Raw genomic sequence first — 22,952 nt, 5'->3', positions numbered from 1 at the left:
TCGATGAACTCGACCGTACTCGTTCTCACATCGCTCGAGGACGTCACTGCCGACCGGGTTGTCGAGGTCCTGAACGCGCGAGCAGCACCGGTCGTACGCGCTGATCCGGCGGACATCGGGCACGAGCTCGACTTCGGGTTTCACATCGGACCGGGCAGGCATCAGTGGAGCGGATGGTTGCGAACGGCGACCCGGAAAGTGGAACCCACGGAGGTTGGTGCGGTCTACTGGCGTCGACCCACCCCCTATGCGACCCGCTTCCGCCATTTACCGGCCCAGCAGCGGGACTTCGCGTCTGCCGAGGCACGACATGGGCTCGGCGGTGTGCTCAACAACCTGAGCACCGCTCTGTACGTCAATCATCCTCACGCTGTGGCACGGGCCGACTTCAAGCCGGCCCAGTTGCAAAGGTTCACCGAGCTCGGGCTTCGGATCCCGCCGACCTTCATCACCAACGACGTGCGCGCCGCGCGGGAGTTCGCCGACCGCCATGAGCGAGTGGTCTACAAGACCTTCCGTGGGCTTCCTCGGGCTGAAGAAGGGCAAGCCGGCGCCATCTGGACCCAGCGCATCGATCCCGAAGCCTTCGACGACTCGCTCAGGGTGACCGCGCATCTGTTCCAGGCCGAAATTCCCAAGACCGGTGACGTCCGGGTGACGGTCGTCGGCGACCGCATCTTCGCTCAGCGCATCACGACCCCGAAGCGGGACCTCGACTGGCGGCGTGGTGACTGGAACGAACTCATTCACTGCCCTGTTGTAGTGCCCGCCTCGATCGAGGGGGCGCTGCACGACTATCTGGCCTCCTTCGGCCTCGTCTTCGGCTGCTTCGACTTCGCGATCACCGGGGAAGGGGAGGACGTCACGGACTGGTGGGCCATCGAATGCAACCCGAACGGGCAGTGGGGGTGGCTCCCGGACGCCCCCGCCATCGCCGAGACGTTCGCAGACATTCTGACCTTGAAAGGAGGCGGTGGCAGTGACCTTGCCCACCGATCCTGAAACCGACGCGGTGCCCTTGCGGGTAGCAATGACGAAGACCCTGGCCCAGGACGGTCTTCTGGACGACACCGGCTGGCGGGCCGCAGTGGCCACCGTCCCCCGGCACCGTTTCGTGCCGGGCTTCTATCTCCCCGCCGAAGGTCGGGACGGGAACGGACTGACGGTCTGGGAGCCCATCACAGCGGATCGCGCCTACGGACGCTGGCTGTCCGCCGCCTACTCCGACACAACGCTGATCACGCAGTTCGACGGTGAGGAGCCCGACTGGCGGAACCCCACTGCCCGCCACGGCGGGGCACCCACTTCCTCGTCCACGATGCCATCGCTCGTCGTACGCATGTGGGTGGATGCCGAGGTCGAGGAAGGGCACACGGTACTGGAGATCGGCACCGGGACCGGCTACTCCACTGCGCTCGCCTGCGAACGTCTCGGCTCCTCCCACGTCACCAGCATCGAAGTCGACCCCCGGCGGCTGCAGGCTGCCGCCGACGCGCTGCACGACTGCGGGTACGCCCCGACACTGGCCGCCGCCGACGGACTCCACGGGTACTGGCCGGAAGCCTGGTTCGACCGGGTCGTCACCGCCTGCTCCTTCCGTGGGGTGCCGCCGACTCTGGTGAGGCAGACCCGGCCCGGCGGGAAGATCCTTCTCAACCTGTCCGGCTGGCTCTACGGCCACGCCCGTGCCCTGCTCACGGTTGCCGTGGACGGCAGCGCTGAAGGCCCGCTCCTGCCGGGCACGATCTCCTTCATGTCCGTGCGGTCGCACGCGGCACCGGCGTTCGGGAATCCCGGTGACTGGGCCGCGGGTCTCTCCCAGGAGCCGCGCCGTGCTCGGCACGCTCCCGTGTTCATCACGGATGCGACCGCGGATGCCTTTCATCTGCGCTTCCTCGCCCAGTGCGCTGTTCCGGACGCCCAGATGACCGTTCTCAATGGCGTGCACTACCTGATTGACGTCGTCAGTGGCTCCGCCGCCGCATTGTCGTCGTCCGGCGGCGCGTGGGACGTACGGCAAGGCGGACCTGTGAAGTTGTGGGAGCGCGTGGAACGCCTCATCGACCTTTTCGAGGCTGCCGGCCGTCCCGGGCCGGAGGAGTTCAATCTTCGTGTCGACAGTGCCGGGCGGCAGTTTTTGCTTCACCCGCGGATGCCCGACCTCCCGCTACCGGGGACCTGATCCGGGGATGAACGCCGTTACCGCCTCGTACACCGCCCCCGGCGCCTCCAGATGCACGTCATGCCCCGCCCCCGTCACCACTTCCACCCGCGTCCCCGGGCGGCGGGTCTGCATTTCCTCGGCTTCCTCGGGGCGCATCGTGCTCTTTTCGCCGCGGAGGAGCAGGGTCGGGCAGGTGATCCGGGACCAGTCCGGCCAGTAGTTCTGCGTCGCCAGTTCGGTCACCGCTGCGATCATCGTGTCGCGGTCAACGCGGGCGTGGAGGCCGTCCTCCCGCCTCTCCAAGCCGCGGGCCCACGCCTCGTGGCCGAAGAAGGACGTTGCCGCGGAGAAGGTCGGGAACGGGGTCGGCCAGCTGTCCAGCCAGCCGGCTATGTCGGCCGGGAGAGACGGGCCGGCGCACGCCGGGCCCGCCTCGATCAGGGTCAGGTCCGCGACCAGGGCGGGGTGGCGGGACGCCACGAGGAGGGCTGTCAGGCCGCCCAGGGACTGGCCGATCAGGGAGACACGGGGCAGCGACAGGTGGTCGGTCAAGGTCACCGCGTCCGCGACGGCCGCCGCTCGGGTCATGTCCGCGGGGGTGCGGGTGCTCGCGCCGTGGCCTCGGGCGTCGTAGCGGATCACGCGGTGGCCGTCGGACAGGAGGCGGGCGGTCAGGTCGTCCCATTCGCCCAGGTGGCCCGCCAGGCCGTGGAGGAGGACGAGCGGCGGGCCCGGCGGGTCTGCCGGGCCCTGGTCGTCGTAGGCGATGTCGATGCCGTCAGGGGTGGTCACGTAGCGCACACCGCAGTGTTGGCCGGGGGGCCCGGTCGGCGCCAGTCCGTTTGGTCGCGGCTGCGGCGGCGTTGCGTGCGGGCCCGTGTGCCCGGGGGCCTGTCCGGCGGGTCGGGTCGGAGGCTGGTCGTGCCGGGGGGCGCGGAGGCCGGGGCACGCCCGTCCGCGGGGTCGCCGTCGCCCGCGCCGGCCGGATGCCGTTCCTCGCGGCCGGCGCGATCCTGCGGACAGGCCCTAGTGGTGGTGCGGTGCCAGGTCCGCCCGGCCGAACAGCAGGGCGTAGCCCGGCGGGAGTTCGGCGAGGATACGGGTCGTCAGGTCCTCCCCTATCAGGGGCGGCAGGACGCTCAGCACCGAGCTGACGTCCCAGCGGGCCGTCGCCGGGGTCGCGCCCTCGATGCGGGCCGCCACCGAGTCGACGAACTCCGCGGCCGTCAGCCGGCGCGTGACCGGGATCTGGGAGGCGACCACACAGGCCGCCTCGGGCGGCAGGGACTGGGCGAGGGCGACGCGTTCCTCGCCTATCACGTGGCCACCGAGTGCCGACAGGACGACGCGGGTGACCGTCTCGGCCTGCCCTCTCGTCGGATACTGGCCCATCTCCATCACCGCATCGGTCAACGCCCACCAGCCGTCGTCTCCGGCCACGGCCTTGCGGGGCTGCGGCGGCGCGGGGGTGGCGGTCCTCAACGGCGTCGTGTTCGGCAGCAGTGTCGTCGTGTTCGGCACCGTCGTCGTCATGTGCGGCGTCCTCCTCCGGATCCATCGTTCGCGGGCGCTGTCGGCGTCGAGCCGTAGCGCCCGTAACCGAATCCCCTGCCGGGCGGTTCGTACACGTCTCACATCTCAGATATGGCGTGAAACCCTCGGTGCGGGCGAACGAGAGCCCGTGGCGGGCCGGGGCCGGGGGACGGCCCGTCCGCCACGGGTCTCGGTCGGCGCGCGGTCAGCCGTTGAGTTGCCTGCGCTGTCCGCCGCTTCCGCTGATCTGGATACGGCGCGGCTTCGCCTGTTCCGCCACCGGGATACGCAGGGTCAGGACGCCGGCCTCGTACGACGCGTCGATGCGTTCGGTGTCGAGCGTCTCGCCGAGGAAGAGCTGGCGCGTGAAGGTGCCGGTGGGCCGCTCGGCGACGATGACCTCGGCGTCCTGGGGCGCGGGCGACCTGCGCTCGGCGCGGACGTTGAGGACGTTGCGCTCGACGTCGAGTTCGATCGACTCGGGGTCGATGCCGGGGAGGTCGAAGTGGACCAGGAAGTCGTCCCCGGACCGGTAGGCGTCCATCGCCATCGCCGTCGGGCGGGCCATGGCGCCGAAGACCTGCTGCGTGACCCTGTCGAGCTCACGGAACGGGTCGGTACGCATGAGCATCACTGGTCACTCCCTTCGATGCCTACGTGTTCAACGTGGTGCCTCATGCGGGGGCTTCCCTTTTTATATAACTCCGGGGAGGAAAGTTGACAAGGGGGGACTCAGGAACGGCCCGTGGCGGTGCCGGGTTTAGCCTCGGGAGCAGACCGAACACAGGAGGCAGGCATGGCGAAGGTTCCCAGCTCGGTGATCGCCGCGGGCGGACTCGTCGGCGGCTACGGCGTCGCCCGCTGGACCAGGAAGCGGCAGCTCGGCGGGGCCGTCCTGGCCGTCGCCGGTGCCGCCGCCGCTCAGCAGTGGCGCACGCGGGCCGGCGGGAAGGCCGCGGGTGCGCTGACCGCCGCGTATGTCGCCGCGTTCGCCGGGTCGCACCCGCTCGCCAAGAAGGTGGGTGCCTGGCCGGCCGTCTTCGGTGTCGCGGGCGCCGTCGCCCTCGCCTCCTGGGCCGTCGCCGACCGGGGCGCCGCCGGCGAACGGTGAGCGGACGGAGGACACCTGCGACGGCCCCGGCGACCGGTGAGCAGACGGACGACGCCCGCGACGGCCCCGAGGGCCCGTGAGCAGACGGGCGACGCCCGCGGCGGTCACAGGCCGTCGCGGGCGTCGTCCACCCTCATGCCGTCGCCGGCCGGGGCGCCGGGTGCCCTCGCCCCGTGGCGGACGTGAGTGTCACGCCGTCGCCGGCTTGGAGCCCGGACCTCCCGGCCCCGTACCCGACGCACCCGCGGCGCCCGACGTCCCCGTCGCGCCCGCCGCCTTCTTCGCCACCGCCGTCAGCGGCTGCGCGATGTCCTCCAGCGAGCGGCGCTCCGCGTTCACCGCGAGGAACGCCGCCACCAGTCCGGCCACGCACATCAGCGCCGCGCCGATGGAGAAGGCGAGAACCGTGTCGCCGACCTTGCCGGTGCCGGTGAGGTCGGCGAACAGCATGGGGCCGCTGATGCCGCCGGCGGCCGTGCCGAGGGCGTAGAAGAAGGCGATGGACATCGCCCGGGTCTCCATCGGGAAGATCTCCGACACCGTCAGGTACGCGCTGCTCGCACCCGCCGAGGCGAAGAACAGCACCGCGCACCAGCAGGCGGTCAGCGTCGTCGCGTTCAGATGGCCCTGGTCGAACAGGAACGCCGTGCCGAACAGCAGCAGGCCGGACAGCAGGTAGGTGGAGGCGATCATCACCCGGCGGCCGACCGTGTCGAAGAGCTTGCCGAGCAGCAGCGGGCCGCAGAAGTTGCCGACCGCGATGACCGCGAAGTAGTAGCCGGTGTGGTCGGACGGCACGTCGAAGAACGTCGTCAGGATCGCACCGAAGCCGAACGTGATCGCGTTGTACAGGAACGCCTGGCCGATGAAGAGGGCGAAGCCGAGGATCGCGCGGCGGCGGTAGCGGGAGAAGACCGTGCGGGCGATCTCCACGAACGTGACGCTGCGGCGCTGGTGGATGGTGATCTCACCCTCGGGCTGCGGCAGCCGCGCGCCGCTGTTCTCCGACTCCACCGTGCGTTCGATGGAGGAGACGATCTCCTCCGCCTCCTGGTCCCTGCCGTGGATCAGCAGCCAGCGCGGGCTCTCCGGGACGTGACGCCGTACGAGGAGGATGACCAGGGCGAGGACGGCGCCGAGTGCGAAGGTCAGCCGCCAGCCGACGTCCGCGGGCAGGATCGCGGTGTTCAGCGCGAGGATCGACAGCAGGGAACCGCCGACCGCGCCCAGCCAGAAACTGCCGTTGATCATCAGGTCGACACGGCCGCGGTAGTTCGCCGGGATCAGTTCGTCGATCGCGGAGTTGATGGCCGCGTACTCGCCTCCGATGCCGAAGCCGGTGAGGAAGCGGAAGAGGAAGAACCACCAGGCGTCGAAGGAGACCGCGGTCAGGGCGGTGGCGGCCAGATACACCGCCAGGGTGATCATGAAGAGTTTTTTGCGGCCCCAGCGGTCGGTCAGGCGGCCCCAGAACAGGGCGCCCACGCAGGCACCGGCCACGTAGAGGGCCGCGGCGGTGCCGGTGACCTGGCCGGAACTGATGTCCAGTCCGCTGCCGGACTCCGACAGCCGGCTGGCGATGTTCCCGACGACGGTGACCTCGAGGCCGTCCAGGATCCATACGGTGCCGAGGCCGATGACGATCGTCCAGTGCCAGCGTGACCACGGCAGCCGGTCGAGACGGGCGGGGATGTTCGTGGTGACGGTACGGCCGGTCCCGGCCTCCGCGGTGGTCATGGGCACCCTCCTCCTTGAGCGAACCGCTCGATCGGGTGCCCGGCCTGCGCCTCTTTACGCTCCCAGTACCTGCGTCACGACGTAGATCAGCAGGCCGGCCAGGGAGCCCACGACGGTGCCGTTGATGCGGATGAACTGCAGGTCGCGGCCGATGTGGGCCTCGATCTTGCGGGTGGTGTGCTCGGCGTCCCAGCCGGCGACGGTGTCCGTGATGAGGGAGGTGATCTCCGTGCGGTAGGTGGTGACGACGTGCACGGCCGCGCCCTCCACCCAGCGGTCGACCTTGCCCTGCGTGGCCGGGTCGGACGCCATCCGGGCGCCGAGGGAGAGCAGGGAGGAGCGCACCCGCAGCCGCAGTTCGCTGCGCTCGTCCTCCGCCGCGGAGACGATCATGGAGCGGACGGCGGTCCACGCGGACGCGATGAGGTCCTGGACCTCGCCCCGGCCCAGCACGTCGCTCTTGAGCCGCTCCACCCGGGAGCGGGTGTCGGTGTCGGACTGCAGATCGCCGGCGAAGTCGGTGAGGAAGCGGTCCAGGGCGCCGCGCGCGGGATGCGAGGGCATGTCGCGCATCTCGGCGCAGAAGCGCAGCAGCTCCTTGTAGACGCGCTCGCCGACCTTGCGGTCCACGAACCGTGGGGTCCAGCCGGGCGCCCCGCCCTGGACGGCGTCCATCACGGAGTCGCCGTGCAGCACCAGCCAGTCGTGGGCGCGGCTGACGATCAGGTCGACGACACGTTTGTGACCGCCGTCGGCGACGATCTTCTCCAGCATCTTGCCGAGGCCGGGGCCGATGTCCTGGGCGTTGGCGCGCCGGGTGATGGCCTCGCCGACCACCGCCTGCACATCGGAGTCGCGCAGCACGGTCAGCGCGCCGCGCAGCGCGGTGGACAGCTCGGCGGTCACCCGGTCGGCGTTGGCGGGTTCGGCGAGCCAGGAGCCGAGCCGGCTGCCGATGCCGACGGCGCGCAGCCGCTGCCGTACGACGTCCTCGGAGAGGAAGTTCTCGCCGACGAACTCGCCGAGGGAGACGCCCAGCTGGTCCTTCTTGTTGGGGATGATCGCGGTGTGCGGGATGGGCAGGCCGAGGGGATGGCGGAAGAGAGCGGTGACGGCGAACCAGTCGGCGAGCGCGCCGACCATGCCGGCCTCGGCGGCCGCGGCGACGTACGCCGCCCAGGCGCCCGCGCCGGAGTCGTCGGCCCACTTGGCGAGGACGTAGACGACGGCGACGAGGAGCAGCAGACCGGTCGCGGTCAGTTTCATCCGGCGCACGCCGCGGCGGCGCTCCTCGTCGGCGGGGCCGAAGGCGGTCATGGCGCGCGTGGGCGCCTCGCCGGCCTTTATCTCCGAGTCCATCCGCTCCGTCCGCTCCCTTAGGTCCGTTCGGTCCGTCCGATCATGGATCCTTCACCATTGTCTCTTTCCCGATCTGTCCCGCCCCGTAGGAGCGACTCCCGGGCGCGGTGAAAGGTTCCCGGCCGGACGGCGAGCCGGGTGGGGCGGCCGGGGCGGCAGCGTGGGCCGCCGGGGCCGTGTGCGGTCGTTCCTTCCTCATGTCGCATCATGAGGTGATCCTTTCGGAGTACCGGGCACCCGACCCGGGCTCCCGCTGTCCGAGGAGACACATACCCCCATGGCCAGGCGTCACGGTTATGCCCTGCTCTGCGCGATCGTCGCACTCATCACGGTCGCGTCCGTCGGCATCTACCTGGCCGTGAACGACGGCTTCCCCGGCCGGGGAAGGGCCGCCTCCACGCCGTACGACTCCGCCCACCCCGCCTCCACCGGCACATGGGTCGGCTCCTGGGCCGCCTCACCGTCCGGTCACGAACCCGGCACCGAGGTCCGGGGCGTGGCGGGCTTGTCGGTCCGCAACGTGGTGCACACCGGCGTCGGCGGTACGAGTGCCCGGATCACGCTGTCCAACCTCTACGGCCGGAGTCCGCTCACCCTGACCGACGCCTCCCTCGCCGTCGCCGCCGGATCCGGCACGGCAGCGGCGCGGCCCGGCAACGTACGGCGGCTGACCTTCGGCGGGGCCACGCGGGTCGTCGTCCCGGCCGGCGGCCAGGTGGTCAGCGACCCCGCGCGGATCGTGCTCCCGCCGGACAGCGACGTGCTGGTCAGCACCTTCTCCCCCACCCCGTCCGGACCTGTCACCGTCCACCGGGTGGCACGGCAGATCTCCTACGCCGCCGCGGGCGACCACGCGCGGAGCGAGAGCCCCGACCCCTACACCAGGCGCGTGCCGTACTGGCGTTACCTCACCGCCCTGGACGTGCTCAGCGACGACGCCGACGGCACCGTCGTCCTGCTCGGCGACTCGATCACGGACGGCTCGGGGTCGACGCAGGGCGCCAACCGGCGCTGGCCGGACGTGCTGTCGGACCGGCTGCGGACCGCCGCACACGACGGCGAGAACGTGCCGCGCTACGCCGTGGTCAACGCCGGCATCAGCGGCAACCGCCTGCTCGTCGACGGTGACGGCCTGTCCACGGACAACCCCAGCGCGCCGCACCGCTTCCGGCGCGACGTACTCGGCCGCCCCCACGTGAAGGCCGTCGTCATCGACCTCGGCGTCAACGACATCCTGCGCCCGCCCCGGCCCGCCGCCCCCGAGCGCATCGTCGAGGGGCTGCGCGACCTGGTACGGCAGGCCCACGCCCACGGGCTGAAGGTGATCGGGGCGACGCTCACGCCGTTCGGCGGGCACACCTGGGACACGAAGGAGCGGGAGACCGTACGCCGGCAGGTCAACGCGCAGATCCGGGCGGGCCGCGTGTTCGACGCGGTCGTCGACTTCGACAAGGCGCTGCGCGACCCGTACGACCCGCGGCGGCTGTCGGCGCCGTACGACTGCGGGGACCATCTGCATCCCAGCGACCGGGGGTACCGGCGGATGGCGGAGGTGTTCGACCTGCGGGAGCTGACGGGCGGGTCCGCGACGCCGCAGCGGGCGGCGGCCTGAGCGGAAGACGCCCTCCCGCCCCGCAGGCGCCGGCCGGCTAGTACTCCCCGCGCCTCCCGCGCTCCCGGTCCTCCCGGCGTTCACGGTGCAGGTCGCGGTGGGCGTCGCGGGAGCGGCGGTGGGCCTCACGGACGTCCTCGTGGAAGCCGGACCGGATCTCGCGCGGCGACTTCCCGCGCTCGAGCTTCTCGCGGCGGCGCTCCTCCTTCAGCCGCAGCCGCTCCGCGCGGGGCAGCTTGCGTTCGACGCCGACGCCGCCCCAGAAGGCGAAGCCGGTGACGATCACGCGGGGGCCGCCGGGGTCGCCGACGACGTCCGCCTCCGACTGGTCGAAGCCGCCCATGACGCCGATGCCGCGGACGACGACTTCGACACCGGGCGGTACGACGATGTTCACACCGCCCATGATCGCCACGCAGTTGATCACGACCTCGCGGTCCGCGAAGAGGGCGTCGCGCAGGTCCAGTTCGCCGCCGCCCCAGAAGGCCACGCAGTCCATGCGGCGGGGCACCGTCCAGCGGCCCTTGCGCTGGAAGCCGGACATGACGGCCACGGCCCACTGCGAGGCGCCGTCGCCGCCGACGATCCGCTCCCGCCAACTCCCGCCGACCTCCGGCTCCTTGGTCAGGGAGACGGCCGGGGCCGGCACGCCCGGGGACGGCAGGTCACGGGTGATCGGGGCCAGTTCGCCGTAGGTACGCGCCTGGTACGTGGCGTCGAGCCGTTCCTCGAACTCGGCCATGTCCAGGCGCCCCTCGGCGAGGGCGTCCCGCAGGATCTCGGCGACCCGCTCGCGATCGGCGTCGGACGCGCGAAGGTCCGGGACTGCGTCGTCGGTCATGCCAGCAGCCTACGAGAAGCACCGGTCGGCGGCTACGAAACCGACTCCTCGGCGGGACGGGGCGGCTGACCGGCGGGAGGGGACGGCTGACCGGCGGCACGGGGCGGCTGACCGGCGGAAGGAGACGGCGGACCGGGAGGGGACGGCTGACCGGCCGGAGGAGACGGCTGCTCCACGTACATCCGCGCGATCACGGCCTCGATGTCCGGCTCGCGCACCGACAGATCCACCAGCGGGTACCGCGTCGCGAGCCGCGCCACCAGCGGCGCCGCCGACTCCGACGCCGGGAACGCCAGCCACTGGCGCGGCCCCTCCACCCGGACCACCCGCGCCGGAGCGGGCGCGTCGATCGGCGGGAGCTCGCGTTCCAGGTCGATCACGAGGGTGCGCTCGCTCTCGCCCGCCTCGTGCAGCCCGGCGAGCGGGCCGTCGTACATCAGACGGCCGTGGTCGATGACCATCACGCGGGAGCACAGCTGCTCGATGTCCTGAAGGTCGTGCGTGGTCAGCAGGACCGTCGTGCCGCGTTCGGCGTTCAGATCCCGCAGGAAGGCGCGGACCTTCGCCTTCGACACGACGTCCAGGCCGATCGTCGGCTCGTCCAGGTACAGCACCTCCGGGTCGTGCAGCAGCGCCGCCGCGATGTCGCCGCGCATCCGCTGGCCCAGCGACAGCTGACGCACCGGCACGTCCAACAGGTCACCGAGTTCGAGCAGTTCGACACAGCGCTCGAGGTTCTCCCGGTAACGGGCGTCCGGCACCCGGTACATGCGGTGCACCAGCCGGTAGGAGTCGATCAGCGGCAGGTCCCACCACAGCGTGGTGCGCTGCCCGAACACCACACCGATGCGGTGCGCGAGCCGGGTGCGCTCACGGGAGGGATCGATACCGGCGACGCGCAGCCGGCCGCCGCTCGGAGTGAGGATGCCGGTCAGCATCTTGATCGTGGTCGACTTCCCGGCACCGTTCGGCCCGATGTAGCCGACCATCTCGCCACGCGCGACCGTGAACGACAGCGCGTCGACGGCCCGCACCTGCCGCCGCTCCCGGGTGAGGAAGCCGGTCCTGCGGCGCACGTCGAAGACCTTCTCCACCCGGTCGACCTCGATGAACGCTTCCGTCATGCCCACTCGCCCTCAGCTCCCCGTACTCCGGTACGCCCGCAGCCCCGACCGCCAGGCGGCCGCGGCCAGGGCACAGCACGCCACCGCCACCAGCGGCGGCGCGAACGCCACCCAGCGGGGCAGGTCCAGCGGCATCGGCAGGCCGAGGACATAGGCCGCCGGCAGCCAGTTCACGAACGCCAGCGGCAGCACGAACACCACCCCGCGCACCAGCTCCGTGCCGAACACCGTCGGCGGGTACTGCAACAGCGTCGTCCCGCCGTAGGTGAAGGCGTTCTGCACCTCCGACGCGTCCTGCGCGACGAACTGGAACGCCGCGCCCGCCACGAACACCGCGCAGAAGATCACCAGGCCGCTGAGCAGCATCACCGGCATCAGCAGCAGCCGCGACGGCGTCCAGTCGATGTCCAGCCGCGCCAGCGCCCAGCCCAGCACCAGCGTGCCCTGGGTGATGCGGCCCAGCCGGCGCAGACCGAAACGGTCGGCGGCGATCTGCGCCAGCACCGGCGCCGGACGCACCAGCAGGATGTCCAGCGTGCCGTCGCGCACCCGCCGCCCGAGCCGGTCCATCGAGCCGATCGCGAGGTCGGCCCCGCCGAACGCGACGGACGACGCCCCGTAGAGGAAGGCGACCTGGGCGAGCGAGTAGCCGCCGAGGGCGTCCACGCGGGAGAACATCAGCAGGATCGCGACGAAGTCCAGGCCGGTCAGCGCGAAGTTGCCGAGCGTGGTCAGCGCGAAGGAGGTGCGGTAGGCGAGGGTGGAGCGGATCCACATCCCGGCGACCAGCCGGTACGCCCGCGCCGCCTCCCGCGCACGGCCCATCTCAGCCACCCTGGACCACCACCCTGCGCGTCGCCACCGACTGCACGGCCCGTCCGGCCGCGAGCAGCACCACGGCCCAGCCGGCCTGGAACGCGTACGTCGGCCACGGATCGGCGTGTCCCAGCAGCACATCGGCCGGGGCCTGGAGCAGCGACGACCAGGGCAGCGCGCGCACCACGTCGCCGAGCGCGCCCGGGAAGAGGTTCAGCGGCAGCATCATGCCGGAGCAGAACGTGCCGGTGATCATCAGCATCTGCATCACGCCGGTGCCGTCCAGCAGCCAGAACGCGGTGAGCGCGATCAGATAGCGGATGCCGAAGCCGACCACCATCGCCAGCGCCACGGCGACGAGGAACGCGGCCCAGGTCGCGGCGTGTGCGGGCAGGGCCACCGGGAAGAACAGCGCGCCGAAGGTGAAAGGAATCACGCCGCGGCCGAGCAGCTGGAAACAGGCCCGGCCCAGGTCGGCGGCCAGCCACCACAGTTGCAGGTCGGCCGGGCGGTACAGGTCGATCGCGATGTCGCCGGTGCGGATGCGCTCCATCAGCTCGTCCTCGACGCCCCCGCCGCCGAGCGCGAGCGTCGACAGCAGCGCCTGACCGAGCCATACGTACGTCGTCGCCTGGGCCTGGTCGTACCCGCCGAGGTGCGGTTTTTCGTCCCACAGGGCCAAGTAGGTGTATACCAAGATCAACCCGAAGACGGTGTTCGTGAACACCCCGGCGACCGTGGCCGCCCGATACGTCGCGTACCGTCTGAAACCGCCCACCGCGACGGCCGCGTACAACCGCCCCGCTCCCACGCCGACGACCTCCCGGCTCGTCCCGGCACCGAAGCGCAGGAGCCTAGTGCGTGTCCGCCGCGGTCCGCCACGCGTTTTCCGGCCGGAGGCGGAGCGGGGCGGGGCCACCGGGAACGAAACGCCCGCTGCGAGAGTCTTCAATGGGGGCGCCGGTGGCGTAAGCGGGCGCAGACGGCGCATGTGGGCGCCGGCAGGCGTAGTAGGCCGTACGGGAACGTACGACGCGAAAACAGGAGTCCGTGCACGAGATGAGCGACGAGCCGCAGCAGCCGAACCCGGGCTCGGCGAAGCAGGAGCCCGGGCCGGGCGCCGACCCCAAGGCCGCCCGAGCCGCCAGGGCCGCGCGGGCGGCGGCGGCCGCGCGAGCGGCGGGGCCCGCGGGGTCCGACCGGCAGAGCGCCGGCACCGACCGGCAGGGCCCCGGCGCGGACCGGCAGGCCGCCGACGCGGACCGGCAGGCCGCCCGGGGCGGGCGGGACGCCACGGGCCCGGGGGCCGGGCCCGACAGCGCGGGCAGCGGAACCGGGCGGGACGCCAAGGGTGCCGGGGCTGGACGTGACGCCGCCGGCAGTGGAACCGGACGTAACACCGCGGGCAGCGAAGTCGGGCGGGACGCCAGGCGCGCCGGGTCCGGGCAGGACGCCAGGAGTGCCGGGTCCGGGCGGGACGCCAAGGGCGGCGGGGCTGCACGGGTCTCCGGCGCCCCGGTCGCCGGGACGGACGCCGCTGGACCGGCCGACGGGGCGGCGCGTGCCGACGAGGCCGGACGAGCCGACGGAGCCGGACGGGCCGGTGACGCCGGGGCCGTCGGGGCCACCGGGGCCGTCGGCAAGAGCACCGGCGTGGGGCCGGTCTCCCAGGCACGGGCCGCCAGGGCCGCCAGGGCCGAGCGCGCGACCGTGGCTGCACAGGACGCGGCGCCGGAGCGCGACTCCGACACCACCCAGGTCCTCCGTGCCGTCGACGCCGGGCGGCAGCCCAAGGGCAGCCGGACTCCCGGAGCCGAGTCCGCCACGCCGGGACCGGCCACCCGCGACGCCGGAGACGGCGGCGACGCACAGGCCGGCCCGTCCACCGGCAGCCGGCCCACCGGCGGCACGGGCCGCAAGTCCCGGGCCGGGCAGTCCGCGGCGCGCGGTGCGGGTGCCGTTGCGGCCGCGAGCGCAGCGGGGGCCGGGGCGGCACAGGGCGCCGCAGCGGCCGTACCGTCGGCGAACGCGGCGGGTGGCGCGGCGGCCGCGGGCGTCCCGTCGTCCCCCGGCACCACCGGTTCCCCGCGTGCCGCCGCACCCGGCCGTGGTGCCCGCAGCACGCCCACGACCACCGCGCACACCACCACCCCGACCGCCGCGACCGGAGCCACCGCGCACGCGACCGGCACCGGCCGCGCCCCGCACTCCCCCGCGGCCCCGCGCGACACCGGAGCCACGGGCCCCGCCGCGGCCACCACCGCGACCGCGGCCATGCACGCCACCGGCGCCGGCGGTACCGGAGGCACCGGTGGCGACGGCGGAACCGGCGGAGGCGGAGGCGCCGGCGGCGGCGGAAAGAAGGGCAAGCGCCCCCGCCGTACCGGATGGCGGCGGCTCTTCCCCACCTGGCGCATGGTCGTCGGGACCTTCGTCATCGGCGTGCTGCTCGTCGTCGGGGCCTTCTTCCTCGGCTACTCCATGGTCAAGATCCCCTCGGCGAACGCGGTCGCGACCAAGCAGGCCAACGTGTACCTGTACGCCGACGGCACCGAGATCGCCCGCGACGGCGACATCAACCGCGAGAACGTCTCCCTCGCCCAGGTCTCCAAGGCCGCCCAGCACTCCGTGCTCGCCGCCGAGGACCGCGACTTCTACACCGAGTCCGCCGTCGACCCCAAGGCCATGGTCCGCGCCGCCTGGAACACCGCCACCGGCAAGGGCAAGCAGTCCGGCTCCACCATCACCCAGCAGTACGTGAAGAACTACTACCTCGGCCAGGAGCAGACCGTCACCCGCAAGGTGAAGGAGTTCTTCATCTCGATCAAGCTCGACCGCGAGAAGAGCAAGGACGACATCCTCGAGGGCTACCTCAACACCAGCTTCTTCGGCCGCAACGCCTACGGCATCCAGGCCGCCGCCCGCGCCTACTACGGCGTCGACGCCGTCGACCTGAACGCCGCACAGGGCGCCTACCTCGCCTCCCTGCTCAACGCCCCCAGCGAGTACGACGTCGTCGCCCACCCGGAGAACCGCCGCGCCGCCGAAGCCCGCTGGAACTACGTCCTCGACGGCATGGTCAAGAAGGGCTGGCTGCCGCAGGCCGAACGCGCCGGGATGAAGTTCCCCGCGCCCAAGCAGGCCACCGCCTCCACCAGCATGTCCGGCCAGCGCGGCTACATCGTCGACGCCATCAAGGACTACCTGCGCGACAACAAGATCGTCGACCCCGACGACCTCGAACGCGGCGGCTACCGCATCACCACCACCCTGCAGAAGGACAAGCAGGACGCCTTCGTCGAAGCGGTCAACGACAAACTGATCAGCAAGCTCGACAAGAAGAACAACAAGGCCGACCGGTACGTCCGCGCCGGCGGCGCCTCCGTCGACCCCAGGACCGGCAAGGTCGTCGCCATGTACGGCGGCATCGACTACGTCAAGCAGTACACCAACGGCGCCACCCGCGGAGACTTCCAGGTCGGCTCCACCTTCAAGCCGTTCGTCTTCACCTCCGCCGTCGAGAACGGCGCCACCACCCAGGACGGCCGCCCCCTCACCCCGAACACCATCTACGACGGCACCAACAAGCGCCCCGTCCAGGGCTGGGACGGCGACAGCTACGCCCCCGAGAACGAGGACCAGCGCTCCTACGGCCCCATCACCGTCCGCGAGGCCACCGACAAGTCCGTCAACGCCGTCTACGCGCAGATGGCCGTCGACGTCGGCCCCTCCAAGGTCAAGCAGACCGCGATCGACCTGGGCCTGCCCAAGGACACCAAGGAGCTGTACGCATCCCCGTCGATCGCACTCGGCGTGGCCAACGCCAGCGTGCTCGACATGGCCGAGGCCTACGCCACGCTCGCCAACCACGGCAAGCACGGCACGTACACCCTGATCGACAAGATCACCAAGGACGGTGACGCCCTCCCGCTGCCCGCGCAGCAGACCCGCCAGGCCGTCAGCCGCGAGGCCGCCGACACCACCACGGCGATCCTGCAGAGCGTCGTCGACAACGGCACCGCGACCGCCGCGCAGGCCGCCGACCGCCCCGCCGCCGGCAAGACGGGCACCGCCGAGAAGGACACCGCCGCCTGGTTCGCCGGGTACACCCCCGACCTCGCCACCGTCGTGTCCGTCATGGGCCAGGACCCCGACACCGCCGCGCACAAGCCGCTGTACGGCGCGCTGGGCCTCGACCGCATCAACGGCGGCGGCGCGCCCACCGAGATCTGGGCGCAGTACACCAGGGAGGCGCTGAAGGACACGCCCGCCGCCGACTTCGACCTGGAGCTCGAGGACGGCGCGGACACGCCGCAGGCCCCGCCCAGCGACCCCGGCCAGGACCCGACCGGCACGATCGGCGGCACCGACGGCGGCGCGACCGGCGACACGACCACGACCGGCGGTCAGGGCATCCAGGGCCAGACCCAGGGACAGACGCAGGGCCAGACCGGCGGCACCCCGACCACCGGCGGCAACACCAGCGGATCCACCTCGGGCGACACCCCCACCACCGGCGGGGGCGGCACCAACGGATCCACCTCGGGCGGCACGCCGACCACCGGCGGGGGCGGCACCAACGGCGGCGGGAACACCACCGGCGGCGGAGGCACCACGGGCGACACGACCGGCGGCGGGCCGGCCACCACCGGAGGCGGCAACACCACCGGCGGTGGCGGCACGGACACCGGCACGACCGACGGCGGCGCGGTCCCGTAGGCCGCGGCTTCCGGCTCGGCCCTGGCGTCGGACCGGCCCCGGCCGGTCGGCGTCAGTGGCCGGACGTCGCCTTCAGCCCCACGACGGCGACCAGCAGCAGACAGATGAAGAAGATCCGGGCGGCGGTGGCCGGCTCACCGAGCACCACCATGCCGAGCACCGCCGCACCGGCCGCACCGATCCCCACCCACACGCCGTAGGCGGTACCGATGGGCAGCGAACGGGCGGCGTACGACAGCAGCACCATGCTCGCGACGATGCCGGCACCGGTGAACACACTCGGCCACAGCCGGGTGAACCCCTCGCTGTACTTCATCCCGATCGACCAGCCCACCTCGAGCAGACCGGCGACGACCAGCAGAACCCACGCCATGACGACACCTCCGGAAGATCACTTCTGAACGGGGGTGCGTCGTCTTTGCGCTTGGCCCGGTACGGCGCGTCTCGTCGGGCGTGTCCTACGACCGTAGCAAACAACGGCAAAAGGGGCCGGTGACCTTGGCCACCAGCCCCTTTTCCGAACTTTCGGTCACAGATACAGACCCGTGGAGTCCTCCGAACCCTCGAACCGGTCGGCGGCCACGGCATGCAGGTCACGCTCACGCATCAGCACGTACGCGATGCCCCGCACCTCCACCTCCGCCCGGTCCTCGGGGTCGTACAGGACCCGGTCACCCGGCTCCACGGTCCGCACGTTCTGCCCCACCGCGACGACCTCCGCCCACGCCAGCCGGCGACCCACCGCCGCCGTGGCCGGAATCAGGATGCCGCCGCCGGAACGCCGCTCGCCCTCGCTGGTGTCCTGCCGCACGAGGACGCGGTCGTGCAGCATGCGGATGGGCAGCTTGTCGTGCTGGGTGCTGTCGTTTCTGTTGGCGCTCACGCCACTGAACCTACCTGCCTGAACCTGAGCCTTGCGCGGGTGGGTGGGGTCAGTCCTTACGGCGCCGGGTGCCCAGCGTGAGCAGCCCGACGACGCCGACCACGACCAGTGCGACGGGCACGACACGCTCCAGGCGCGGCGCCCCCTCCTCGTCCGTGAACTGCGCCTTCACCTCACTGACCACCCGGTTGACCTGGACATAGGCCCGGCCCACCGTGTGGTCGAGGTTGGCGACGACCTTGGCCTTCGCGTCCCCGACGATCGTCTTCGGGTGCACCCGCACGCCGATCTCGTCCAGCGTGGCAGCCAGCACCTGACGACGGTGCCTGATGTCCGCCTCGATCTGCGCCGGGGTTCTCGTGTCCGACGTGTCCGCCACCGTACGGCCTCCGAAGTAAGACGATGCTGTTCTGGACAGTCTGTCAGTTCCTGCTGCCGCCGCACTGTCAGGACCCCCGGTTACGCTAGTCCGATGAGCGAGCGACTCCAGCCGGGGGACGTGGCCCCCGCCTTCACCCTGCCCGACGCCGACGGCAACGAGGTGTCCCTGGCGGACCACAAGGGCCGCAAGACCATCGTCTACTTCTACCCCGCCGCGCTCACGCCAGGCTGCACCAAGCAGGCGTGCGACTTCACGGACAACCTCTCGCTGCTGGCCGGCGCGGGCTACGACGTGATCGGCATCTCCCCCGACAAGCCGGAGAAGCTGGCGAAGTTCCGCGAGCAGGAGTCCCTGAAGGTCACCCTCCTCGCCGACCCCGACAAGAAGGTCCTGGAGGCGTACGGCGCGTTCGGCGAGAAGAAGCTCTACGGCAAGACGGTCGTCGGCGTCATCCGCTCCACGGTCGTCGTCGACGAGGAGGGCAAGGTCGAACGCGCCCTGTACAACGTCAAGGCGACGGGCCACGTGGCCAAGATCATCAAGGACCTCGGCATCTGAGAAACGTCGCAGCAGCCAAGCGGCCCGCCCGGGAACCCCCCGACGCGGGCCGCTTGGCATTGCCCCAACTGCCATGCCGTCACCAGCGGGTGGTGCAGAGGAGGTCAGCGAGGCCGCAGCGCAGCCCAGTAGAGTAGGCACCGCGCTGCGCGCGGCCGTGGCGGAACGGCAGACGCGAGGGCCTTAGGAGCCCTTGGGCGAAAGCTCGTGTGGGTTCGAATCCCACCGGCCGCACCGCCCCGCACCTTTGAATCGAAGATGCGGGGCGTTTTGCATCACTTCACCCCAGCAGCTCCCGCACCACCGGTACCAGCGCCCTGAACGCCTTTCCCCGGTGGCTGATCGCGTTCTTCTCGTCGGCGGTGAGTTCCGCGCAGGTGCGGGTCTCGCCGTCCGGCTGGAGGATCGGGTCGTAGCCGAAGCCGCCCGTGCCGGCGGGGGTGTGGCGCAGTACGCCGCGGAGTTGGCCCTCGACGACGCGTTCCGTGCCGTCGGGCAGGGCGAGGGCGGCGGCGCAGGCGAAGTGGGCACCGCGGTGTGCGTCGGCGATGTCGGAGAGCTGGGCGAGGAGGAGGTCGAGGTTGGCCTGGTCGTCGCCGTGGCGGCCGGCCCAGCGGGCGGAGAAGATTCCGGGGGCGCCGTTCATGACGTCGACGCAGAGGCCGGAGTCGTCGGCGACGGCGGGCAGTCCGGTGGCCTGGGCGAGGGCGTGGGCTTTGAGCAGGGCGTTCTCGGCGAAGGTGACGCCGGTTTCCTTGACGTCGGGGATGTCGGGGTAGGCGTCGGCGCCGACGAGTTCGTGGGGCAGTCCGGCTTCGGCGAGGATGGCCTTGAGCTCGGTGATCTTTCCGGCGTTGCGGGTGGCGAGGATCAGGCGGGTCATGGCGTTCAGTATCCCGGGCTGTGCCGGTCCGCTCTCACGGTGTGCATACCTTCGTCAGTTCGCCGGCGGCGTCGGTGACGGGGGTGAGGTCGGGGGTGGTGTCGCCGTTCTTGACGGTGGTGCGGATGGTGTCGACGGCTTTGCGGAGGTCGTCGACGGCTTTGTTGACGTCGGTGTTGTCGGTGTGGTCGCCGATCTGGTCGAGGTTTTTGTCGATGGCGGCGAGGGCCTGGTCGGTCCGGGTGGGGTCGTTGGCGGCGTTTTCGACGGCTTGCTGGAGGTCGGTGACGCTGTCGGCGATGGAGTCGGCGGTCTGGACGCAGTCCAGGGCTTTGCCGATGGCGTCGCATCCGGTGGTGAGGCCCGTGGTGAGGGCGACGGCGGCGATGGCTGCGGCGATGGTCGTGGTGGTGCGGTGGCCTCGGCTCGCGGCCATGTGCGGTGTCCCTCCCCTGGTGGCCTCCCCGGCCCCCGTCGGCTGCTTGCGTTTCGGTATTCGTTCTGACGCGGCGGCGGGCGGCTCGGTTGCCCGGGCCGCCCGCCTTTCTTGGCGCGTTGTTTACTTTTCGGTGTGTTGATTACTTTTCGGCGGTGTCGGCGAGTGCCGCCTTCTGGAGTGCGGTGAGTTCGGTGCAGCCGGCGAGGGCGAGGTCGAGGAGGGCGTTGAGTTCGTCGCGGGCGAAGGGTTCGGCTTCGGCGGTGCCCTGGACTTCGACGAAGCGGCCGTCGCCGGTGCAGACGACGTTCATGTCGGTGTCGGCGCGGACGTCTTCCTCGTAGGCGAGGTCGAGCATGGGGACGCCGCCGATGATGCCGACGGAGACGGCGCTGACGGTGCCGGTGAGGGGCCGGCGGCCGGGCTTGATGAGTTTCTTGCCCTGGGCCCAGGTGATGGCGTCGGCGAGGGCGACGAAGGCGCCGGTGATCGCGGCGGTGCGGGTGCCGCCGTCGGCCTGGAGGACGTCGCAGTCGAGGACGACGGTGTTCTCGCCGAGGGCTTTGTAGTCGACGACGGAGCGCAGGGAGCGGCCGATGAGGCGGCTGATCTCGTGGGTGCGGCCGCCGATGCGGCCCTTGACGGACTCGCGGTCGCCGCGGGTGTTGGTGGCGCGGGGGAGCATGGCGTATTCGGCGGTGACCCAGCCTTCGCCGCTGCCTTTGCGCCAGCGGGGGACGCCTTCGGTGACGGAGGCGGTGCACAGGACCTTGGTGTCGCCGAAGGAGACGAGGACGGAGCCTTCGGCGTGCTTGCTCCAGGCGCGTTCGATGGTGACGGGGCGGAGCTGTTCGGGGGTGCGGCCGTCGATGCGAGACATGGCGCTGAGCCTATCCGGAGCGGCGTGAGGGGCTCCCCTCGTGTGTGGGGGGGAGCCCCTCGGGGGTGACCGGCCGGGGTCACATCATGTCTTCGATCTCCGCGGCGATGGGGTCGGCGTCGGTGCCGATGACGACCTGGATGGCGGTGCCCATCTTGACGACGCCGTGGGCGCCGGCGGCTTTCAGGGCGGCTTCGTCGACCAGCGCGGCATCGTGCACCTCGGTGCGCAGGCGGGTGATGCAGCCCTCGATCTCGTCGATGTTGTCGATGCCGCCGAGCCCGGCGACGATCTTCTCTGCCTTGCTGGCCATGTTCCGTCTCCCTGAACTACCTGTTCCGAACCGCTATGTCGCAGTAACCCACAGTTGGCTCAGCTTCGCGAGCGGTCATGCCGTTTGTATCGAATGATGGCGATCACGACAGCGGAACCGAACCGTACGCGACTGGTCTACACCAGCTGACGGACGGTCGCCAAACCGCCCCCGGGGTGAGGGGGCCGGAAGGACACCGCCATGAGTGCCGAGAGCGCCGCCGCCGCACCGCGCCCGGTGAGTCCCGTGCGCGAGCGCTGGAACCGTTTCTTCCAGGGTCTGCAGAAGATGGGGCGCAGCCTTCAGCTGCCCATCGCCGTGCTGCCGGCGGCGGGCATCCTGAACCGGCTGGGGCAGCCGGACGTGTTCGGTGACCAGGGTCTGGGCTGGACGAACGTGTCGAAGGTGATGAAGGGCGCGGGGGGCGCGCTGCTCGACGGCTCGCTCGGCCTGCCGTTGTTGTTCTGCATCGGTGTGGCGATCGGGATGGCGAAGAAGTCGGACGGTTCGACGGCTCTGGCGGCGGTGGTGGGCTTCCTCGTCTACTACCAGGTGCTGCATCAGTTCCCGGAGAGCTGTCCGGGCGGGTCGACGGCGGTTCCGGACGTCGGCTGTCAGGTGAGTGTGGGGGCGGGGGCCGGTTCGGTGACGCCGTTCACGTTCCAGAATCCGGGGGTGTTCGGCGGGATCGTGATGGGGCTGCTGGCGGCGTTCTTCTGGGTGCGTTTCCATCGCACGAAGCTGGTGGACTGGCTGGGCTTCTTCAACGGGCGGCGGCTGGTGCCGATCATCATGGCGTTCGTGGCGATCGCGTTCGCGGCGCTGTGTCTGTGGGTGTGGCCGCCGATCGGTGACGGGCTGGAGAGTTTCAGCAAGTGGCTGCGGGACGCGGGGTCGTGGGGTGCGGGTGTGTTCGGTGTGGCGAACCGGGCGCTGCTGGTGATCGGGCTGCATCAGTTCCTGAACGTGCCCATCTGGTTCCAGTTCGGCACATACACGCCGCCGGGGGGTAAGCCGGTGCACGGTGACATCAACATGTTCCTGGCCGGTGACCCGCATGCGGGCCAGTTCACGTCGGGGTTCTTCCCGATCATGATGTTCGCGCTGCCGGCGGCGGCGCTGGCGATCGCGCACACGGCGAAGCCTCATCGCCGCAAAGAGGTGAGCGGGCTGATGCTGTCGGTGGCGTTGACGTCGTTCGTGACGGGGATCACGGAGCCGATCGAGTACTCGTTCTTGTTCATCGCGCCGTTGTTGTACGCGGTGCACGCGGTGCTGACGGGTGTGTCGATGGCGGTGACGTGGGCGTTGGGGGTGCACGACGGTTTCAGTTTCTCGGCGGGGTTGATCGACTACGTCATCAACTGGAATCTGGCGACGAAACCGTGGGCGATCATTCCGATCGGTCTGTGCTTCGCGGTCGTGTATTACGTGGTGTTCCGGTTCGCGATCACGAAGTTCGATCTGAAGACGCCGGGGCGGGAGCCGGAGGACGAGGTGGAGGACGCCACGAAGGCCTGAGGGCGCCGCCGTCTTTCGCCAGGGGCCCCTGAACCGTGCCGGTTCGGGGGCCTTTTCGTCGTGACCTGGGTCCGGTACGC

23 protein-coding genes, 1 tRNA gene and 1 riboswitch are annotated in these 22,952 nt (G+C 71.2%); of the genes, 8 read left to right on the top strand and 16 right to left on the bottom strand.

Going from position 1 to position 22,952, the window contains the following annotated elements; genetic code table 11:
* Positions 1 to 3 precede the first annotated feature (3 nt).
* Positions 4 to 1,002: an ATP-grasp ribosomal peptide maturase gene (gene tgmB, locus AB0E88_RS02710; RefSeq protein ID WP_361622620.1), complete on the top strand. Its 999-nt coding sequence runs from the start codon at positions 4 to 6 to the stop codon at positions 1,000 to 1,002.
* Positions 980 to 2,182 (top strand): ATP-grasp peptide maturase system methyltransferase, encoded by a 1,203-nt coding sequence (gene tgmC, locus AB0E88_RS02705; RefSeq protein WP_361622617.1) that lies wholly within the window; start codon positions 980 to 982, stop codon positions 2,180 to 2,182. Before tgmB ends, tgmC begins: the two co-directional genes overlap by 23 nt.
* Here the strand turns inward: tgmC and AB0E88_RS02700 are convergent.
* From AB0E88_RS02700 to AB0E88_RS02690, 3 genes are all read right to left on the bottom strand, one after another.
* Entirely contained in the window at positions 2,168 to 2,956 is a 789-nt protein-coding gene (locus AB0E88_RS02700) for an alpha/beta hydrolase (RefSeq protein WP_361622614.1), read from the bottom strand. The genes tgmC and AB0E88_RS02700 overlap by 15 nt on opposite strands.
* A 234-nt stretch (positions 2,957 to 3,190) precedes the next feature.
* The gene (locus tag AB0E88_RS02695; protein WP_361622611.1) at positions 3,191 to 3,697 is read right to left on the bottom strand and encodes a DUF2267 domain-containing protein; all 507 of its coding nucleotides are present in this window, start codon (positions 3,695 to 3,697) and stop codon (positions 3,191 to 3,193) included.
* A gap of 205 nt (positions 3,698 to 3,902) precedes the next feature.
* A complete protein-coding gene (locus AB0E88_RS02690; RefSeq protein ID WP_361622608.1) occupies positions 3,903 to 4,328 on the bottom strand; it encodes an Hsp20/alpha crystallin family protein in 426 nt (141 codons plus the stop codon).
* A 165-nt stretch (positions 4,329 to 4,493) separates the two neighbouring features.
* Here AB0E88_RS02690 and AB0E88_RS02685 point away from each other — a divergent pair, with 165 nt between their 5' ends.
* Positions 4,494 to 4,808 (top strand): hypothetical protein, encoded by a 315-nt coding sequence (locus AB0E88_RS02685; protein ID WP_361622605.1) that lies wholly within the window; start codon positions 4,494 to 4,496, stop codon positions 4,806 to 4,808.
* A gap of 189 nt (positions 4,809 to 4,997) precedes the next feature.
* On the opposite strand, the gene AB0E88_RS02680 is transcribed toward AB0E88_RS02685, so the two are convergent.
* Positions 4,998 to 6,545, bottom strand: a complete 1,548-nt coding sequence (locus AB0E88_RS02680) for an MFS transporter (RefSeq protein ID WP_361622602.1) — start codon at positions 6,543 to 6,545, stop codon at positions 4,998 to 5,000.
* Between the two features lie 54 nt (positions 6,546 to 6,599).
* Positions 6,600 to 7,904 carry a DUF445 domain-containing protein gene (locus AB0E88_RS02675; RefSeq protein WP_361622599.1) on the bottom strand — a complete coding sequence of 435 codons (1,305 nt, stop codon included), beginning with the start codon at positions 7,902 to 7,904 and terminating at the stop codon, positions 6,600 to 6,602.
* A 277-nt stretch (positions 7,905 to 8,181) separates the two neighbouring features.
* On the opposite strand from AB0E88_RS02675, the gene AB0E88_RS02670 reads away from it, so the two are divergent.
* Complete coding sequence (locus AB0E88_RS02670; RefSeq protein WP_361622596.1) at positions 8,182 to 9,516, top strand: SGNH/GDSL hydrolase family protein; 1,335 nt, start codon at positions 8,182 to 8,184, stop codon at positions 9,514 to 9,516.
* 37 nt (positions 9,517 to 9,553) lie between these two features.
* Here AB0E88_RS02670 and AB0E88_RS02665 read toward each other — a convergent pair whose 3' ends face one another.
* The 4 genes from AB0E88_RS02665 to AB0E88_RS02650 are packed head-to-tail and all read right to left on the bottom strand — an operon-like array spanning position 9,554 to position 13,108.
* Positions 9,554 to 10,357 (bottom strand): DUF1707 domain-containing protein, encoded by an 804-nt coding sequence (locus tag AB0E88_RS02665; RefSeq protein ID WP_361622593.1) that lies wholly within the window; start codon positions 10,355 to 10,357, stop codon positions 9,554 to 9,556.
* A gap of 32 nt (positions 10,358 to 10,389) precedes the next feature.
* Complete coding sequence (locus AB0E88_RS02660) at positions 10,390 to 11,481, bottom strand: ATP-binding cassette domain-containing protein (RefSeq protein WP_361622590.1); 1,092 nt, start codon at positions 11,479 to 11,481, stop codon at positions 10,390 to 10,392.
* Between the two features lie 12 nt (positions 11,482 to 11,493).
* Complete coding sequence (locus tag AB0E88_RS02655; RefSeq protein WP_361622587.1) at positions 11,494 to 12,306, bottom strand: ABC transporter permease; 813 nt, start codon at positions 12,304 to 12,306, stop codon at positions 11,494 to 11,496.
* A 1-nt stretch (position 12,307) separates the two neighbouring features.
* The gene (locus AB0E88_RS02650; RefSeq protein WP_361622584.1) at positions 12,308 to 13,108 is read right to left on the bottom strand and encodes an ABC-2 family transporter protein; all 801 of its coding nucleotides are present in this window, start codon (positions 13,106 to 13,108) and stop codon (positions 12,308 to 12,310) included.
* A 1,463-nt stretch (positions 13,109 to 14,571) separates the two neighbouring features.
* On the opposite strand from AB0E88_RS02650, the gene AB0E88_RS02645 reads away from it, so the two are divergent.
* Positions 14,572 to 17,016, top strand: a complete 2,445-nt coding sequence (locus tag AB0E88_RS02645; protein WP_361623379.1) for a transglycosylase domain-containing protein — start codon at positions 14,572 to 14,574, stop codon at positions 17,014 to 17,016.
* A gap of 52 nt (positions 17,017 to 17,068) precedes the next feature.
* Here the strand turns inward: AB0E88_RS02645 and AB0E88_RS02640 are convergent, their stop codons facing one another.
* The 3 genes from AB0E88_RS02640 to AB0E88_RS02630 all read right to left on the bottom strand — a co-directional run bounded on the left by AB0E88_RS02640 (position 17,069) and on the right by AB0E88_RS02630 (position 18,278).
* On the bottom strand, positions 17,069 to 17,389 hold the full coding sequence (locus AB0E88_RS02640; protein WP_361622581.1) for a multidrug efflux SMR transporter: 321 nt from the start codon (positions 17,387 to 17,389) through the stop codon (positions 17,069 to 17,071).
* A 33-nt stretch (positions 17,390 to 17,422) separates the two neighbouring features.
* Positions 17,423 to 17,486: riboswitch (guanidine-III (ykkC-III) riboswitch) on the bottom strand.
* A gap of 59 nt (positions 17,487 to 17,545) precedes the next feature.
* On the bottom strand, positions 17,546 to 17,899 hold the full coding sequence (locus tag AB0E88_RS02635) for a co-chaperone GroES (RefSeq protein WP_103784957.1): 354 nt from the start codon (positions 17,897 to 17,899) through the stop codon (positions 17,546 to 17,548).
* Between the two features lie 49 nt (positions 17,900 to 17,948).
* Positions 17,949 to 18,278, bottom strand: a complete 330-nt coding sequence (locus AB0E88_RS02630) for a DUF3618 domain-containing protein (protein WP_361622577.1) — start codon at positions 18,276 to 18,278, stop codon at positions 17,949 to 17,951.
* 93 nt (positions 18,279 to 18,371) lie between these two features.
* Between AB0E88_RS02630 and bcp the strand changes: the two genes are divergently transcribed.
* Together bcp and AB0E88_RS02620 are read left to right on the top strand one after the other, a co-directional pair.
* Positions 18,372 to 18,839 carry a thioredoxin-dependent thiol peroxidase gene (bcp, locus tag AB0E88_RS02625; RefSeq protein ID WP_361622574.1) on the top strand — a complete coding sequence of 156 codons (468 nt, stop codon included), beginning with the start codon at positions 18,372 to 18,374 and terminating at the stop codon, positions 18,837 to 18,839.
* Between the two features lie 151 nt (positions 18,840 to 18,990).
* Positions 18,991 to 19,073 (top strand) — tRNA-Leu (locus AB0E88_RS02620).
* 46 nt (positions 19,074 to 19,119) lie between these two features.
* Here the strand turns inward: AB0E88_RS02620 and rdgB are convergent.
* The 4 genes from rdgB to AB0E88_RS02600 form a co-directional block, all read right to left on the bottom strand.
* The gene (gene rdgB / locus AB0E88_RS02615; protein WP_361622571.1) at positions 19,120 to 19,722 is read right to left on the bottom strand and encodes an RdgB/HAM1 family non-canonical purine NTP pyrophosphatase; all 603 of its coding nucleotides are present in this window, start codon (positions 19,720 to 19,722) and stop codon (positions 19,120 to 19,122) included.
* A gap of 34 nt (positions 19,723 to 19,756) precedes the next feature.
* A complete protein-coding gene (locus AB0E88_RS02610) occupies positions 19,757 to 20,158 on the bottom strand; it encodes a hypothetical protein (RefSeq protein WP_361622568.1) in 402 nt (133 codons plus the stop codon).
* A gap of 142 nt (positions 20,159 to 20,300) precedes the next feature.
* Positions 20,301 to 21,038: a ribonuclease PH gene (gene rph / locus AB0E88_RS02605; RefSeq protein ID WP_361622565.1), complete on the bottom strand. Its 738-nt coding sequence runs from the start codon at positions 21,036 to 21,038 to the stop codon at positions 20,301 to 20,303.
* A 79-nt stretch (positions 21,039 to 21,117) separates the two neighbouring features.
* Positions 21,118 to 21,351, bottom strand: a complete 234-nt coding sequence (locus tag AB0E88_RS02600) for a PTS glucose/sucrose transporter subunit IIB (RefSeq protein WP_361622562.1) — start codon at positions 21,349 to 21,351, stop codon at positions 21,118 to 21,120.
* A gap of 201 nt (positions 21,352 to 21,552) precedes the next feature.
* Between AB0E88_RS02600 and AB0E88_RS02595 the strand changes: the two genes are divergently transcribed.
* Complete coding sequence (locus AB0E88_RS02595) at positions 21,553 to 22,872, top strand: PTS transporter subunit EIIC (RefSeq protein ID WP_361622559.1); 1,320 nt, start codon at positions 21,553 to 21,555, stop codon at positions 22,870 to 22,872.
* Positions 22,873 to 22,952: the final 80 nt, after the last annotated feature.

It is taken from the genome of Streptomyces sp. NPDC028635 (assembly GCF_040637635.1).
In the GTDB taxonomy this organism is placed as follows: domain Bacteria; phylum Actinomycetota; class Actinomycetes; order Streptomycetales; family Streptomycetaceae; genus Streptomyces.
Note: the sequence above shows the minus strand (reverse complement) of the source record. Positions and strands in the feature narration are given on the sequence as shown.